Annotated in this window: 14 protein-coding genes, 1 riboswitch and 1 other annotated feature; of the genes, 12 read left to right on the forward strand and 2 right to left on the reverse strand. The window is 29.5% G+C overall.

Translation table 11 applies throughout. From position 1 onward, the window contains the following. The first annotated feature begins 100 nt into the window (after window positions 1-100). From BM119_RS11515 to BM119_RS11540, 6 genes are all read left to right on the forward strand, one after another. Window positions 101-949 carry an AIM24 family protein gene (locus BM119_RS11515; RefSeq protein ID WP_090041612.1) on the forward strand — a complete coding sequence of 283 codons (849 nt, stop codon included), beginning with the start codon at window positions 101-103 and terminating at the stop codon, window positions 947-949. Window positions 950-1084: 135 nt separating this feature from the next. Beyond that, complete coding sequence (locus BM119_RS11520) at window positions 1085-1621, forward strand: hypothetical protein (protein WP_090041617.1); 537 nt, start codon at window positions 1085-1087, stop codon at window positions 1619-1621. 130 nt (window positions 1622-1751) lie between these two features. Next, window positions 1752-1960: a binding site (T-box leader), on the forward strand. 62 nt (window positions 1961-2022) lie between these two features. After that, window positions 2023-3960 carry a threonine--tRNA ligase gene (gene thrS / locus BM119_RS11525; protein ID WP_090041619.1) on the forward strand — a complete coding sequence of 646 codons (1938 nt, stop codon included), beginning with the start codon at window positions 2023-2025 and terminating at the stop codon, window positions 3958-3960. A gap of 400 nt (window positions 3961-4360) precedes the next feature. Then, window positions 4361-4978, forward strand: coding sequence for a YhbD family protein (locus BM119_RS11530; RefSeq protein ID WP_090041621.1), 618 nt, complete (start codon window positions 4361-4363; stop codon window positions 4976-4978). 8 nt (window positions 4979-4986) lie between these two features. Then, complete coding sequence (locus BM119_RS11535) at window positions 4987-5769, forward strand: polymer-forming cytoskeletal protein (RefSeq protein WP_090041623.1); 783 nt, start codon at window positions 4987-4989, stop codon at window positions 5767-5769. Between the two features lie 19 nt (window positions 5770-5788). Further along, window positions 5789-6568 (forward strand): polymer-forming cytoskeletal protein, encoded by a 780-nt coding sequence (locus BM119_RS11540; protein WP_090041625.1) that lies wholly within the window; start codon window positions 5789-5791, stop codon window positions 6566-6568. 90 nt (window positions 6569-6658) lie between these two features. Here BM119_RS11540 and BM119_RS11545 read toward each other — a convergent pair whose 3' ends face one another. After that, window positions 6659-7000, reverse strand: coding sequence for a hypothetical protein (locus tag BM119_RS11545; protein ID WP_090041627.1), 342 nt, complete (start codon window positions 6998-7000; stop codon window positions 6659-6661). 234 nt (window positions 7001-7234) lie between these two features. Between BM119_RS11545 and glmM the strand changes: the two genes are divergently transcribed. The 6 genes from glmM (at window position 7235) to mgtA (ending at window position 15538) form a co-directional block, all read left to right on the forward strand. Beyond that, complete coding sequence (gene glmM, locus BM119_RS11550) at window positions 7235-8581, forward strand: phosphoglucosamine mutase (RefSeq protein ID WP_090041629.1); 1347 nt, start codon at window positions 7235-7237, stop codon at window positions 8579-8581. An 870-nt stretch (window positions 8582-9451) separates the two neighbouring features. Beyond that, the gene (gene glmS, locus BM119_RS11555) at window positions 9452-11278 is read left to right on the forward strand and encodes a glutamine--fructose-6-phosphate transaminase (isomerizing) (protein WP_090041630.1); all 1827 of its coding nucleotides are present in this window, start codon (window positions 9452-9454) and stop codon (window positions 11276-11278) included. A 44-nt stretch (window positions 11279-11322) separates the two neighbouring features. Continuing rightward, window positions 11323-11484, forward strand: coding sequence for a hypothetical protein (locus tag BM119_RS19895; protein WP_177199399.1), 162 nt, complete (start codon window positions 11323-11325; stop codon window positions 11482-11484). Between the two features lie 154 nt (window positions 11485-11638). Then, window positions 11639-12199: a GNAT family N-acetyltransferase gene (locus BM119_RS11560; protein WP_090041633.1), complete on the forward strand. Its 561-nt coding sequence runs from the start codon at window positions 11639-11641 to the stop codon at window positions 12197-12199. A 169-nt stretch (window positions 12200-12368) separates the two neighbouring features. Then, window positions 12369-12529: riboswitch (M-box (ykoK) riboswitch) on the forward strand. Window positions 12530-12593: 64 nt separating this feature from the next. Beyond that, window positions 12594-12731, forward strand: coding sequence for a hypothetical protein (locus BM119_RS19900; RefSeq protein WP_177199400.1), 138 nt, complete (start codon window positions 12594-12596; stop codon window positions 12729-12731). Between the two features lie 164 nt (window positions 12732-12895). Further along, window positions 12896-15538 (forward strand): magnesium-translocating P-type ATPase, encoded by a 2643-nt coding sequence (gene mgtA, locus BM119_RS11565; RefSeq protein WP_090041634.1) that lies wholly within the window; start codon window positions 12896-12898, stop codon window positions 15536-15538. A gap of 336 nt (window positions 15539-15874) precedes the next feature. Here mgtA and BM119_RS11570 read toward each other — a convergent pair. Beyond that, window positions 15875-16223 (reverse strand): integrase core domain-containing protein (locus BM119_RS11570; protein ID WP_143087322.1); only part of this gene is annotated, 349 nt, incomplete at its 5' end.

The following is a 16223-nucleotide window of genomic DNA, read 5'->3' on the forward strand; positions in this document are numbered from 1 at the left end:
AAAACAATCCACAGAATTTTATTTTAATTTTTAAAATTGTGAATACATTTTTTATATTAGACGATAATTTAAATAAAGTAATCTTAATGGAGGTATTTACATGAGGACAAGTTGTAAGAGTAAAAATAACTTAACTAAGATAGATGAGATGGTAGGATTAGATAGTGTTTTTCAAGTTTTGGAGTATGATGAGCTAAGAGGTGGAAAGAGTATAGATACAGCATTTTCTTTATCAATTATGAAAGATGCACATATTAGACTTAGACAAGTGAGGATATTTATAAAGGATGCGGCAGTTAGATTAGAGTCTGGAGCGCTTCAGTTTATGAAGGGTGATATAACAATTGATAGTAAGCTTGGTGGAATATTAGGTATGGGGAAAAAGATTTTATCTAAGACATTAACCAATGAAACTGCATTTAAACCATTATATTATGGAACAGGAGAAATATTTTTAGAACCATCATTTGGGCATTATTCTTTAATTGAGTTAGAAGATGAGGATATAATTGTTGATGATGGATTGTTTTATGCATGTGAGGAAGGTGTGCAGGTTGGCGTTGCAGCACAAAAAACTTTATCATCAGCATTTTTTGGTAAAGAAGGACTGTTTCAAACTAAACTAAGTGGAAGTGGTATAGCGGTACTTGAATTGCCAGTTCCAGAAAGTGAAGTTATAAAGGTAAAACTTATTAATGAGACATTAAAGATAGATGGAAATTTTGCAATATTAAGAAGTGGAAGAATAGAATTTTCAGTTGAAAAATCTGCAAAAACATTAATAGGAAGTGGTACAAGTGGAGAAGGCTTTTTAAATGTTTTTAGAGGAACTGGGGAAGTTTGGATTATACCAACATCACATATATATGATGAAATAAAAAATATGAATATGAGAGAGCTTACTAATCCAAGTGGAGGAATGAATACACAACAAGGAAATGAAAGTTAAAAAATATAACAACATATATTTTTTAACATATAGTAATTATAGAGTAAGGTATCTTCAAAAAATAATAGATTAATATTTTTGGAATCTGTGGACTATTATTTTTTTATGCCTAAATAATAATATGGGGATAGAACTATGGAACAAATAATAAATGAATATGAGGATAAGAAAAAGTATGAAAAAATATTAAAGTTATTACCATATGTTGAAGGGCCATTAAAAAAATCCATGAAAAAGACTTATGATGAAAAACAAAGAGAGCTAATATTAATTGATACCAGGGAAGAGTTTAGGAAAATACTTAATAGCATGCCTATATTTCAAAGTGGATATAATAGAAATGCTATAGGAACAGCCTATGCTATAGCGTTTTTAAAGATAAGTAAAAAATATATATGTAACCAAGATATTGCATGGAATATTTTGCTAGATGCTATTGATTCGGGAGTAGAAATGATTCCTATATTTATTATGAAAAGACATTTAGATGAATCAGAAATAAATCTTTTAAAAAACATAAAAAACAAGGGGATAAGAAGTTCATTAAAGAATTTGAAATCTAATCCTTTAGAAATAAAAGTTAAAATAAAGAAAGAAATAATAAACACATTAATGATGAAAGAAAATGCAAAAGAGTTTCATATGTATCTAGAATTATTTGCTTTTGTTTAAGGCACATGACACAAAATAGACTAGCATACTGACTTGTTGTTTTTTGAATGTGCCTAAAATAAAAAACTTCACATAAGTAAAAAAAAAGTGTATAATGTGTATTATACAAAATATTAAGTAAATTTAAAAAGAAAATCCGATGAAGAGGACAGTAATTTATGAAAATCGTTTCCAGAGAGGGATTATGTAGCTGTAATTAATCCTAAATGACCATAAATGAAAACTACCTTGGAGGGGCTCTAATCCAGTACGGTTAGCACCGTTATATGCTTTTAATGAGACCTATATAGGTGAATTAGGGTGGAACCACGAGAAGAATAGTATGCTCTCGTCCCTTTCTTTAATTAGAAAGGGACGGGGGCTTTTTTTATTTATTAACAGTAGAGAAGGGAGAAATTATTATGATAAAAATAACTTTAAAAGATGGATCAGTAAAAGAATATGAAAACAAAGTATCCATATTAGCTTTAGCAAAAGATATAAGCGAAGGTTTAGCTAGAGTTGCTTGTGCAGGAATAGTTGATGGAAGAGTAGAGGATTTAAGATTTGAAATAGATAAAGATAGTGAAGTTAGCATAGTAACTTTTAATGATGAGGAAGGTCAACAGGCATTTAGACATACAGCATCTCATATATTAGCGCAAGCTATAAAGAGATTATATCCTAGTGCAAAACTTGCAATAGGACCTTCAATAGATGAAGGATTTTATTATGATATAGATATAGATATACAGTTAACTCAAGAAGATTTAACTAAAATAGAAGCTGAAATGAAGAAAATAGTTAAAGAAAATATAGCTATAGAGAGATTTACACTTCCAAGACAAGAAGCTTTAAAACTTATGGAAGAAAAGGGTGAGGATTATAAGGTAGAACTTATAAATGATTTACCAGAAGATGAAATTATATCTTTCTATAAGATGGGTGACTTTGTTGATTTATGTGCAGGACCTCATCTTATAACAACTAAACCAGTTAAAGCATTTAAACTAACAATGCTTACAGGTGCGTACTGGAGAGGTGACGAAAAGAATAAAATGTTAACAAGAATATATGGAACAGCATTTACAAAGGCATCTGATTTAGAAGAGTTCTTAAAGATGAAGGAAGAAGCTAAAAAAAGAGATCATAATAAATTAGGAAGAGAATTGGGAATATTTACAACATCAGAAATAGTAGGCCAAGGATTACCACTAATAATGCCTAAAGGTGCTAAAATAATTCAAACTCTTCAAAGATGGATTGAAGATACTGAAGAGAGTAGAGGATATGTACTTACTAAGACACCTATAATGGCTAAAAGTGATTTATATAAGGTTTCAGGACACTGGGATCATTATAAGGATGGAATGTTTGTACTTGGAGATGAGGAGAATGATGAAGAGGTTCTTTCTTTAAGACCAATGACATGCCCATTCCAATATTTAATATATAAAGCAGAACAACACAGTTATAGAGATCTTCCTATAAGATATGGTGAGACATCTACACTTTGTAGAAAAGAATCATCAGGAGAAATGCATGGACTTATAAGAATAAGACAATTTACTTTATCTGATGGACATATAATATGTAGACCAGACCAAGTAAGGGATGAGTTTAAAGATACTGTAGATTTAGTAAAATATATAATGACTACATTAGGAATAGAAGATTCTGTAAGTTATAGATTCTCAAAATGGGATCCAAACAATACAGAAAAGTATATAAATAACCCAGAGGCTTGGGAAAGTACACAAAAAGAAATGAAAACAATATTAGATGAATTAAAAATAGACTATAAAGAGGCTGATGGTGAAGCAGCATTCTATGGACCAAAGTTAGATATTCAGTTTAAAAATGTTCATGGAAAAGAAGATACAATAATAACAATACAGCTTGATTTTGCATTAGCTGATAGATTTGATATGAGTTATGTAGATGGTGATGGAAATAAGAAGAGACCATTTATAATTCATAGAAGTTCACTTGGATGTTATGAAAGAACTTTAGCAATGCTTATAGAAAAATATGCTGGTGCATTCCCAGTATGGTTATGCCCAACTCAAGTTAAGGTTCTACCTATATCAGAAAAGTATCATGATTATGCAGAAAAAGTTATGAAAGACTTAAAAAATAGAGGAATAAGAGTTGAAGTAGACTATAGAGCAGAAAAAATAGGTTATAAAATAAGAGAAGCTAGAATGGATAGAGTACCTTATCTTGCCATAGTAGGGGAAAAGGAAGCGGAGAATGGTGAAGTATCTCTTAGAAGAAGAGGAGAGGACTTAGGTTCATTAAGCTTAAATGATTTTATAGCTAAGGTAAGAGAAGATATAGACAATAAGGTTAATGATTAAGGATTAATCATTAATAGAAAAGGAATACTTTTTAGAGTGTTCCTTTTTTTATGTATAGAAATTATAGAAATTTTTAATCCTAAAATGCTCATAAAACTTAGGGTTAAAGGGTTTTTGAATTGAGAATTTACAATTGAAATGTTGGATGAAATCTTCTTAATAAGATTTCTAAAATAAAAAAATCTTAATAAAGAAAATCTGTTATTTTCAACAACAACTGTCAATTATCAATTATAGTATTGAGCAGCCACTTTTGTTATTATAGATTTTGAATTTGTGGATAACTTTATGAAATATTAGACTCTATAGATAGTTGTTTAAAGTTAATTAACAAATGTTACAAAATAAATATTTTACAACGTAACAATGTTTTGTTACACTAAAAGTAGGAGGTGGAGTAATGGATGAATTAATATCTAAAAAGGACCTTTTGGATTTAACAGAAATATCTTATGGACAATTATATAGATGGAAAAGAAAGAATATAATACCAGAAGAGTGGTTCATAAAAAAAGCTAGTTATACTGGGCAGGAGACATACTTTCCAAAGGATAAAATACTAGAGAGAATAGATAAAATAAAAGAAATGAAGGATAAGCTTTCCTTAGATGAATTAGCAGATATGTTTTCAGCTAAGCCAGCTAATATAAATATATCTAAAGAAGATCTAATGGAAAGAGGCATACTTTCACAAAGAACAATTAATATGTACGAAGAAGTATGTGGATGTTTGGATAAGTTTGATTTTGATAATATATTAATACCTTATATATTGGAAGCATTATTAAAGTCAGGAGAAATAACATTTGATGAAGGCAAAAGCTTGATACTAATGTTAAAAACATTAAAACCAAAGCAATATGATTGTAAAGTTATATTAATTAGAAAGTTTGGAGTAGGGTTTTGGTTAGCTGGTGAAATAGATGGTGAATTCATGGTTGATGAAGACTGTAAAATAGTGATTCAAACTTTCATAAACAAGTTTGTTGAGCAATTAAAATTAAAGATAGAGGGGTAGTGCTATTAATGAACAATATAAATATAGATGGCATATCAAGATTTAATGGTGGCGAATATGGAGAAGTAAATATAGATGGTATAGGCACGTGTAATGGTGATTTAAGGTGTGATGAATTAAATATTGATGGAAAGTTTAAAGTTAAAGGTAAAATTAATGCTAAAAACATTGATGTTGATGGGATGGCTACATTTGAAGGTGAGATTAAATGTGAAGAATTGTGTGTTGATGGAGTTGCAAAAATAATAGATGGTTTGTATTTTGAAAAGGCTAAGATAAATGGTTCACTTAAGATTGTTGGAAATGCTAAAGGTGATGTTTTAGATAATGATGGAATGGTAAGAGTTGATGGAAGTATCTCATGTATTAATATAAAAGTGAATGGTGGACTAATAATAAGTAATGATTTAAATGTTGATGATTTAAATTTAGAGGGATTTATAAAAATTAATGGGATGTTAAATGGGGACAATATTATAATAGATTCAATAGTAGGATCATATATTAAGGAAATCGGTGGAGCTAACGTTACTATTGGAGGGGGAAAGGAAACCGATATATCTATTTTTTCAAAGATAAAAGATAGTATCTTATCTTCTTTTAAAGTTTACAATGGATTTGAAACGGAAAGCATAGAAGCAGACAATATAAAGGTAAACAATGTTAAGGCTAATTTTATTACTGGCAGAGATATAGAAGTAGGACCAAATTGTAAAATAGAAAAGTTACAGTATTCAAATCATTTAGAAGTGCATCCTTCATCAATTGTTGATGAAATTATAAAATTATAGAAGAGAAGGAGAGTATATTATGAAAAAAGATTTAGATGATTTAAAAATATCAGGTTCATCATCATTAAATGGGGGAGAATTTGGCACTGTAAGTATATCGGGATCAGGAAAAATTAATGGAGATGTTATTTGTAACACTATGTCAATAAGCGGATCGGGAAAAATATCAGGCGACGTAAAAACAGATACTGGGAAAATAAGTGGAAGTTGTGTAATTGATGGAAATCTAGATTGTGTAGACTTTAAAGTAACAGGTTCAACTACAATTAATAGATCGGTTAAAGGAAAAGAGTTTAAAGTTAGCGGAAGTGCTAAAGTAAATGAGATATCTGATAGTGAATATGTAAAAATATTGGGTAGTATGACTTGTGAAAATTCAATAAACACAAAAAATATAGATATATATGGAAGCTTAAAGGTTAATGGTGACTGTAATTCTGATTATGTAAAATCAAGGGGAGTATTTAAGATAGAAGGTTTATTGAGTGCTGACAATATAGATATAGCTGTGACAGGTAACAATTATGTTAAGGAGATAGGTGGGCAAAATATATCAATAAAGCAAGGTGATGGAGGGATGGGAATTCTAAGGGTATTACTGTTTAAGGGTTATGGCCGACCAAAACTTACAACAGAAGTTATAGAAGGAGATAATGTTGATATAGAGTTTACAAGTTGTAATATTATAAGGGGAAAAATAGTTACAATAGGAAAAGGATGCAAGGTAAAACGAGTAGAATATACTGAAGAATTAATAATAAATGATGATGCTTTAGTAGAAGAACATGAAAAATATTAAAATGACTTGTTATTTATTTGAATGTGCCGTATGTATGTACCAGCTACAATAACTGCAGCTTAAAAAATAAGAGGAGTATAATTTTTTTTATTATACTCCTCTTATTTTTTGAATACATTTCTTTGAAATAACTGTAACTAAATACATTAATATAATTATACTAAATTTAATGTTTTCATGATCTGATTTAAAAAAGTATACTATTGATAAATCTAAAACTATTAATAATACAGTACTAACAGTTAGTATAAATTTAACTTTTTTATGGTCTTTTTGATTTAGTTTATTTGATTTCAGTAAAATTATATTATTTTTACCTACTGTTAAACCTACAAAAAAATTGTTATAGTTTTGTTTGAAAAAATAATAAAGACCTATTAAGTAAATAAATATAGCTACTGTTACAAAAATAATGAGCAAATTATAAACCATAATATATGTCTCCTTTTTAAGTTAATTTATAAACTATAACAATACTATACCACATATTTACAAATTAAAATTATATTTCTATTTTAACAACCAAACCAACGAGTTTAGCCATAGTACAAAGAGGAACTTTAAATAAGTTCCTCTTGTGTGTTATTGTTAAACATTATAATGTGTAATATAATTATATATAGAATTTTTTAAGTGAAAGAATTTAAAAGAGTGAGGTAATATAACATGGGTAGAATGTTTGGAACCGATGGAGTAAGAGGAATTGCAAATATAGAATTAACAGCAAATCTTGCTTATAATTTAGGAAGAGCTGGTGCTTATGTGTTAACAGAGGGAACACATAAACCTAAGATACTTGTTGGTATGGATACAAGAATATCAGGAGATATGTTAGAATCAGCTTTAGTTGCAGGAATACTTTCTTTTGGAGCAGAGGCTGTATGTGTTGGAGTAGTTCCTACACCAGCTATAGCATATTTAACAAGAAAATTAGGGGCTGATGCAGGGATTATGATTTCAGCATCCCACAATCCAGTGGAGTATAATGGTATAAAATTCTTTGACAATAAAGGATATAAGCTTTCAGATGAGTTAGAGGATGCTATACAAAATGTAATAGAGACTAACTTTGAATCAGTACCAGTTCCACAGGGTGGAGAAGTTGGAAGAAAGAGAATTGAAGAGTCAGCACTTGAAGATTACATAGAATATGTTAAATCGTCTATAAATGTTGATTTTAAAGGTGTAAAGATAGCTTTAGATTGTGCTAATGGATCTGCTTATGAATCAGCAGTTGAAACATTTAGAGACTTAGGAGCAGAGGTTGTTGTTATAAATAATGACCCAGATGGAATTAACATTAATAAAAATTGTGGATCAACACATCCAGAAGAACTTATGGAGTATGTTGTTAAAAAAGGCTGTGACTTAGGTCTTGCTTTTGATGGAGATGCTGATAGATGTCTGGCTGTAGATGAAAAAGGAAACCTTATAAATGGAGACTATATATTAAGTATATGTGCTAAAGAATTAAAAAAACAAGGAAGACTTAAGGATAATGCATTAGTTGTAACAGTAATGAGTAATTTAGGTCTTGATATAGCCATGAAAAAGGAAGGTATAGTACCTATAAAAACTAAAGTTGGAGATAGATACGTACTTGAAGAGATGATAAAAAATGACTATAAATTAGGTGGAGAGCAATCAGGTCATGTTATTTTCTTAGATTATAATACTACTGGAGATGGACTTTTAACAGGTCTTCAACTTGCTGCAATAGTTAAGAAAAATGGTAAAACTTTATCAGAACTTGCTTCTATGATGAAAGAACTTCCACAAGTATTAGTTAATGCAAAAGTTCCTAATGATAAGAAAAATATACATGAAGTAGATGAAGAAATAAAAAATGAAATAAATAAAATTGAAGATGCATTACATGGAGTAGGAAGAGTTCTAATAAGACCGTCAGGTACAGAACCATTAGTTAGAGTAATGCTAGAAGGCGAAAATCAAGAAGAAATAGATAAAATGGCTCATAAATTAGCAAAAATGATTGAGGAAAAAGTAAAATAAATAACAAAGGAGCTGTCTTTCAAATGATTAAAAATCATTTAAAAAGGCAGCACTTTTAATTTTTGAATTAAAAATTAAATCAGCAAAGCACTTTATTTTTAGTTGTATAGAAAAGTATAAAAATTTTTGATTATAAAATGATGATGAAGTTTAAGTTTAGAGAAATTTTTAATTAGAGAGAGAGTTGCAAATGATAAGTTACAAGACTATATTAATAAAGAAATGAAAGAAATAAATTTTGAAAATTCATATTAGAGGATGTGAAATTTGTCAAAGGATGTACATATAAAACATTCTTTGATATTACAAAACTATATTTTCATATGAATTTAAAGTGCATATAAAGATAGGAAATATAATACTTCTAAAAAATTTATTTAAATTTTAGTTGAAACATTTGCGATAAGTGAATATAATGTTATTAGGAAAATAAAAAAATGGGTTAGAGGGATTTAGTAAGGTTTATCTTAAAACTCATAAATAATAAAGCGCCAGAACTTAAATTATAAAAGTCCACATTGGATTTATAGACAAGCTTTTGTTTAATTGTTTAAGTTGACGAGGATAGGGAGTATCGAAATTTTCGGCGGATGCCCTGCGGTAAAACACTACCGTTAAACATTGAGAAACCCAAGAAGTGATTTTTGGTACAGACTCAATGCGGTGTTAAAACCTTTCTTTAAGTAATTTCCAATATTATTTTTTGTTATACAATTTTATTAATTTATATACTTTGCTTGAAAAAACTAGGATATTCAGGGCTTATTTATTGTGCTTAATTTTAAGAAAATTATAGTTTTTACAAGTTTATTTGTTATGCACACAATAGAAAGAAAATTTAAAATTTACAAAAAGAGAGGATGTTTAATTATGTGTGGAATAGTAGGATTTTTAGGAAAAAAAGAGGCAGCGCCAATTTTAGTAGAGGGATTATCAAAATTAGAATATAGAGGATACGATTCAGCTGGAGTAGCAATAATTAATAATAATGAGATAGAGATTAAAAAATGCAAGGGTAGACTAAAAAATTTAGAAAACAAATTAGAGAAAGAACCTGTTAAGGGATCAATCGGAATAGGACATACTAGATGGGCTACTCACGGGGAACCATCAGATGTAAATTCACACCCACATTCAAATGGCAAAGGAACAATAAGTGTAGTTCACAACGGAATAATAGAAAACTACCTTAAACTTAGAGAATGGTTAATATCAAAGGGTTATGAGTTTTTATCAGAAACTGATACTGAAGTAATACCAAATCTTGTGGATTATTACTATAAAGGAGATTTAGTTGATGCTGTAATTAAAGCAACTGGAAAAATGGAAGGAAGCTATGCTATAGGAGTAATATCAACTAATGAGCCAGATAAACTTGTTGCAGTAAGAAAGGATAGTCCGCTTATAGTTGGTGTAGGAGAAGGTGAATATTTTATAGCTTCAGATATTCCAGCTGTACTAAATCATACAAGAAACATTTATCTTTTAGAAGATAAAGAATTTGTAGTTATGACAAAAGACGGAGTTGAACTTTTAACAGAGGATAAAGAAGTAGTTAAAAAAGAAATATATCATGTAACTTGGAATGCTGATGCTGCTGAAAAAGGTGGATGTGAAGATTTTACAATAAAAGAAATACACGAGCAGCCAAAAGCTTTAAAGGACACTATGACATCAAGAATAGTATTAGGTGAAGAAATAAAGTTAGATAAAATAACATTAACTAAAGAGCAACTAGAAGAAGTAGATAGAGTATATATAGTTGCTTGCGGAACTGCGTATCATGCTGGAGTTGTTGGAAAATATGTTATAGAAAAATTAGCTAAAATACCAGTAGAGGTAGATATAGCTTCAGAATTCAGATACAGAGATCCATTAATAAATGAAAAATCTTTATTAATAGTTGTAAGCCAATCAGGAGAAACAGCGGATACTTTAGCTGTTTTAAGAGACAGTAAGAAAAAGGGAGCAAGAGTTCTTGCTATGACAAACGTTGTTGGTAGTTCAGTATCAAGAGAAGCAGATGATGTATTATATACATGGGCAGGACCAGAAATAGCGGTTGCATCAACAAAGGCTTATATAACTCAACTTGTAGCCATGTATACATTCGCACTTCATATAGCTACCTTAAAGAATACATTGAAAAAAGAAGAGTTAGAGGCAATAAAAGCAGAAATGATTGAGTTACCAGGAAAAGTAGAAAGAATACTAGAGAATAAAGAAGAGATACAAAAATTTGCATCTAAACACTATATGGAAAAAGATATGTTCTTCTTAGGTAGAGGATTAGATTATGCAGTAGCAATGGAAGCATCTTTAAAGTTAAAGGAATTAACTTATATACACTCTGATGCATATGCTGGTGGGGAGTTAAAACATGGTCCTATAGCTTTAATAGAAAAAGGAACAGTTGTTATAACATCATTAACTCAAAGAAAACTTAGAGATAAGATGATAAGTAACGTTAAGGAAGTTGTAACTAGAGGTGCTAAAGTAATGGCTATAGCTTATGAAGGAGATACTGAAGTTGAAAAGACAATGGATTCAGTAATATATATACCTGAAACATTAGATATATTAGCTCCAGTACTTGCTATAATACCACTACAACTATTAGCTTATTATACGGCTGTACAAAAAGGATGCGACGTGGACAAGCCAAGAAATTTAGCCAAGTCAGTTACTGTTGAATAATAACATTAATTATTAAAAAATAGTTATTATGGGGTGGGAATTTTATGAGAGAAGAATTAGTAAAATTATTAAGTGAATATAAAGAAACTAAGGATTGTATAGAACTAGGTATAAATTGGATAGACAAAAAAGATTATGCACAGGGAAAGCTAGACTTAGTAAACACAATAATAGCTGATTTAGAGAAATTGGCTAAAGAAAATTAAAAAGACAATATCAATCATACACTACACATTCTTATAATGAGAGTGTGTAGTTTTTTATGTACAAATAGAGGTTTTACGAATATAATTAAACAAATTAATATATTAGATTATTAATATATTAAAACAAGGGTGAAGAAATGAAAGCGAGGATAATATGAATACAAAATGTTTTGAGGTTTTTAATGTATTGGAAACAGAAAGATTAATTCTAAGAGAAGTAAGTAAATCAGATGTAGAGGAGATTTACCAAATATTTAGTGATGAAGAAGTTGCTAAATACGATTGGTTTGAACCTATAGAATCTCAGGAAGAGGCAAGAAAAATTATAGATGTATATAAAGAAGAATTTGAAGCTGAAGAGGAAATCACTTGGGGTATAGCATTGAAGGAAACCAATAAATTAGTTGGAATTTGTTGTCTTTGCCATTTTGAACCTGAAGCTAGAAGAGCTGAAATAGGATACGACTTAATGCAAAGTGAATGGAATAAAGGATATGCAACTGAGATGGTTAAGGCTATTGTGGATTTTGGATTTAATTATATAAATTTAAATAGAATTGAATCATTTATTACACCAGGAAACCATGCTTCTGTAAAAGTACTTGAAAAAGCAGGGTTTACAAAAGAAGGGGTTGTAAGAGAACGAGATTTTATAAAGAACAAACTTGAAGATGGAGTAATAATGGCTATTCTTCAAAAGGATATAGTAAAATAATTTAAAATTTTACAAAGATATGTTTACATATTTTATCACTAAAAATAAAATTTTGAATAAAATATAATATAAGAGAATTAAACATAAAAAATATTTAATTTTACAATACTTTAATACATCATATGTTGACAAAATTCATAAAAAGCATTAAACTTAAATGGTACAATTTAATATACCTCGGTAGGTGAGGTTACTATAAGGATATGGGTTGCTGCCGTAAAAGTATGGAAACATACTGCACTGGTTAGCAGGTTTGGTCGAAATTAAGGCTTAACCTAATGCAATTTCACGAGCCTTACAGAGCCAAAACTTGAACGAGAACGATAGGTTAATTATGCCTCAATCAATGTTCGAGTTTGATTGGGGATTTTTTATTTTTTAGGAGGTGAGTTAATTGGAATATAGCGGGAGTAGTAGTTCAGACGGTGGAGGGCCGGAGGGATGTTTGATTGATATGGATATATATGTGCAAAGTAAATTAATGAGGTATTCCATTAGCTCATTAAGAACATACAAATTTTCAAATCATTAGCATTTCTTTTTCTTTTCAACTGTTTCTTTTTACTACACGTAATTCTAAATGTTCTAAAATTCAGAACATTGTTTTGTTTTAAATCAAAAGTACAATAAGCGGGTAAAAAAATATATATTTTAACCCTTAGTTTCTTGTTGTCTTTTTTAGGAGGTAAGTGAGTTATGATGAATAAAAGAAACCCAAAAGAAAATTTGGAATTTAAAGCACTTGAATTATTAAATTCAATTTCAAGGAAAGATATTAAAGCAATTTATAAGGAATTAAACACTAGCGAAGATGGATTAACTCAGGGAGAGGTTGAAAATAGGTTCGATACAGTTGGTCATAATTATGTTAATAGTACAAAAAAAGTTCCAGCTATAATACAATTTTTAAAAACATTTTTAAATCCATTTACATTAATTCTCTTAGCATTAGTAATGGTTTCATTTTTTACAGATGTAGTTTTAGCTGCACCTGGAGAAGCTTCATATGAAACTATAATAATTATTATGACCATAGTTATTCTTAGTAGTGTAATAAATTTTGTTCAGGAATATAAGTCTACATTAGCAGCAGAAAAATTAAAGGAACTCATAAAAACATCCACAGCTGTAGTTAGAGAAGGTAAAGCTGCTGTTGAAGTTGATATGGCTGATATAGTTCCAGGAGATATAATTCGTTTATCAGCAGGAGATATGATACCAGCAGATTTAAGAATTATAGAATGTAAGGACTTATTTGTTAGTCAATCATCATTAACTGGTGAATCAGAGCCAATAGAAAAGCAATCAGATGCTTGTATTTCAAATGGTTCAAAATCAATTGGTGAATTGAATAATATATGTTTACTTGGTACTAATGTTGTAAGCGGAACTGCGAAAGCAGTTGTTATCGCTACAGGATCAGATACTTACTTTGGAGTAATGGCAAAAGAAATGGTATCACATAAATCTAAAAGTAGCTTTGAAACAGGCATAAATGATGTAAGTATGCTATTAATAAGATTTATGTTAATAATGGTTCCTATTGTGTTTGTAGTTAATGGCATATCTAAAGGAAATTGGTTGGAAGCTTTATTATTTGCTATATCAGTAGCAGTTGGATTAACTCCAGAAATGTTACCAATGATAGTTACAACTAATTTAGCTAAGGGTGCAATAGCACTTTCAAAGAAAAAAACTATTGTGAAAAATTTAAGTTCTATTCAAAACTTTGGGTCAATGGATATATTATGTACAGATAAAACTGGTACATTAACTAGAGATAAAATTATCGTTGAAAGACATTTAGATATACATGGCAATGACGATGATAGAATTTTAAGACATGCTTATTTAAATAGTCATTACCAAACTGGACTTAGAAATTTAATGGATATAGCAATCTTAGAATTTGGCGATGAAAAAGGATTTAATGATTTACAAACAAAATATATAAAAGTTGATGAAATACCATTTGACTTTACAAGACGTAGAATGTCAGTTGTGTTACAAGACCATGAAGGAAAGAGACAACTTATAACAAAAGGTGCAATTGAAGAGATGTTATCAATATGCTCATTTGCAGAGTATAGGGGCAATATAGTTCCTTTGACACCAGATGTAAAAGAAGAAGTAATCGCAATGGTATCTAGTTTAAATGAAGAGGGTATGAGAGTAATTGGGGTTGCTCAAAAGAATGATATCCCAGATGAAAATAACTTTGGAGTAAAAGATGAGAGTGATATGGTCCTTATGGGATATATAGGATTTTTAGATCCACCAAAGGAAAGTGCTGCATTAGCAATAAGTGCATTGAAGAAGCATGGGGTAGATGTAAAAATTCTAACAGGTGATAATGAAATAGTAACTAAGAAGATATGTGGTGAAGTAGGATTAGAGGTAAATCATATAATATTAGGAACTGAATTAGAAAATATGAGTGATAAAGAATTAGCACTTGAAGCTGAAAGAACAACAGTTTTTGCTAAATTATCTCCAATGGAAAAATCAAGAATAATAAGAGTCTTAAAAGAAAATGGGCACACTGTTGGATATATGGGTGATGGCATAAATGATGCAATAGCGTTAAATGATGCAGATGTAGGAATATCTGTTGATACAGCAGTAGATATAGCTAAAGAAAGTGCAGATATAATATTATTAGAAAAAGATTTAATGGTTTTAGAGAACGGAGTTTTAGAAGGCAGAAATACATTTGGAAATATAATAAAATATATAAAAATGACTGCAAGTTCAAATTTTGGTAATGTATTTAGTGTTTTAGTAGCGAGTATATGTTTACCGTTTTTACCTATGTTACCAATACATTTATTAACTCAAAATCTTTTATATAATATATCACAAGTATCAATACCTTGGGATAGAATGGATCCTGAATATTTAGAAAAACCACGTAAGTGGAATTCAAAGGAAATAGGAAAGTTTATGTTATTTATAGGACCTATAAGTTCAATATTTGATATAGCAACGTATATATTGATGTGGTATGTATTTAAGGCAAATTCAGTTGATATGCAAGGACTATTTCAATCTGGATGGTTTATAGAAGGATTATTATCTCAAACATTAATAATTCATATGATAAGAACTAGAAAAATTCCATTTATACAAAGTAGAGCAGCAACACCAGTTCTTATTTTGACAACTATAATTATGATTGTAGGAATAGGTATACCATTTACAACTTTTGGAGCATCAATTGGACTTGAGGCATTGCCATTAAGTTATTTCCCATTTTTAATTGTTATATTACTTGCTTATTGTTTCTTAACTCAGTTTATAAAGATGAAATATATAAAGAAGTTTAATAGCTGGCTATAAGTTATGAGAGGGTTGCAAGTGGCAAGTTTAAATGAATGAGAATTAATCATTAAATAATAAAACGAGGCAAGTTTAGTGTTAATTACTATTTTAAAATTTAGTAGTAAGCATTAAAGAGCCTCGTTTTAAATTTTTATGAGGATATTATAGATTTTAAATCTGTGGATAACCCTTAGTGAGAGTTGCAAGTGAAAAGCGACAAGCTAAGGATGAAATCTTTTTAAAAAGATTTCTAAAATAGAAATTTTTTTAGAAAACCTGAGGTTTTTAACCTCGGGTTGCTCCCCGCTATCTGGACTAAAGTTACTCATTCTAAAGTTTTCTCAAAATTTCAAGCTAAGCTGAAATTTTATTTTTATAATATTCATGTGGGGATACATATCCTATAGAGGAATGTATCCTTTCATGGTTATATCTATAAACATAATCATTTAAATCAATTTCTAACTCTTTTAAGCTCCAATACATCTCATTATTAAGGCACTCTTCTTGAAGATATCTGTGATATGACTCAATAAAAGCATTGTAATTAGGACTCCTTACTGGAATCCTTTCATGAACTACTTTTTCATCCATACATCCCTTTTCAAATACACCACTAATAAACTGACTACCGTTATCGGTACGTAGTACCAAGCCACTGTCCAATCCTTTTAAATTTCGATTATATAAACCTTGTAGCATA

The sequence above is a fragment of the Clostridium frigidicarnis genome, from assembly GCF_900111985.1.
Classification (GTDB): domain Bacteria; phylum Bacillota; class Clostridia; order Clostridiales; family Clostridiaceae; genus Clostridium_Z; species Clostridium_Z frigidicarnis.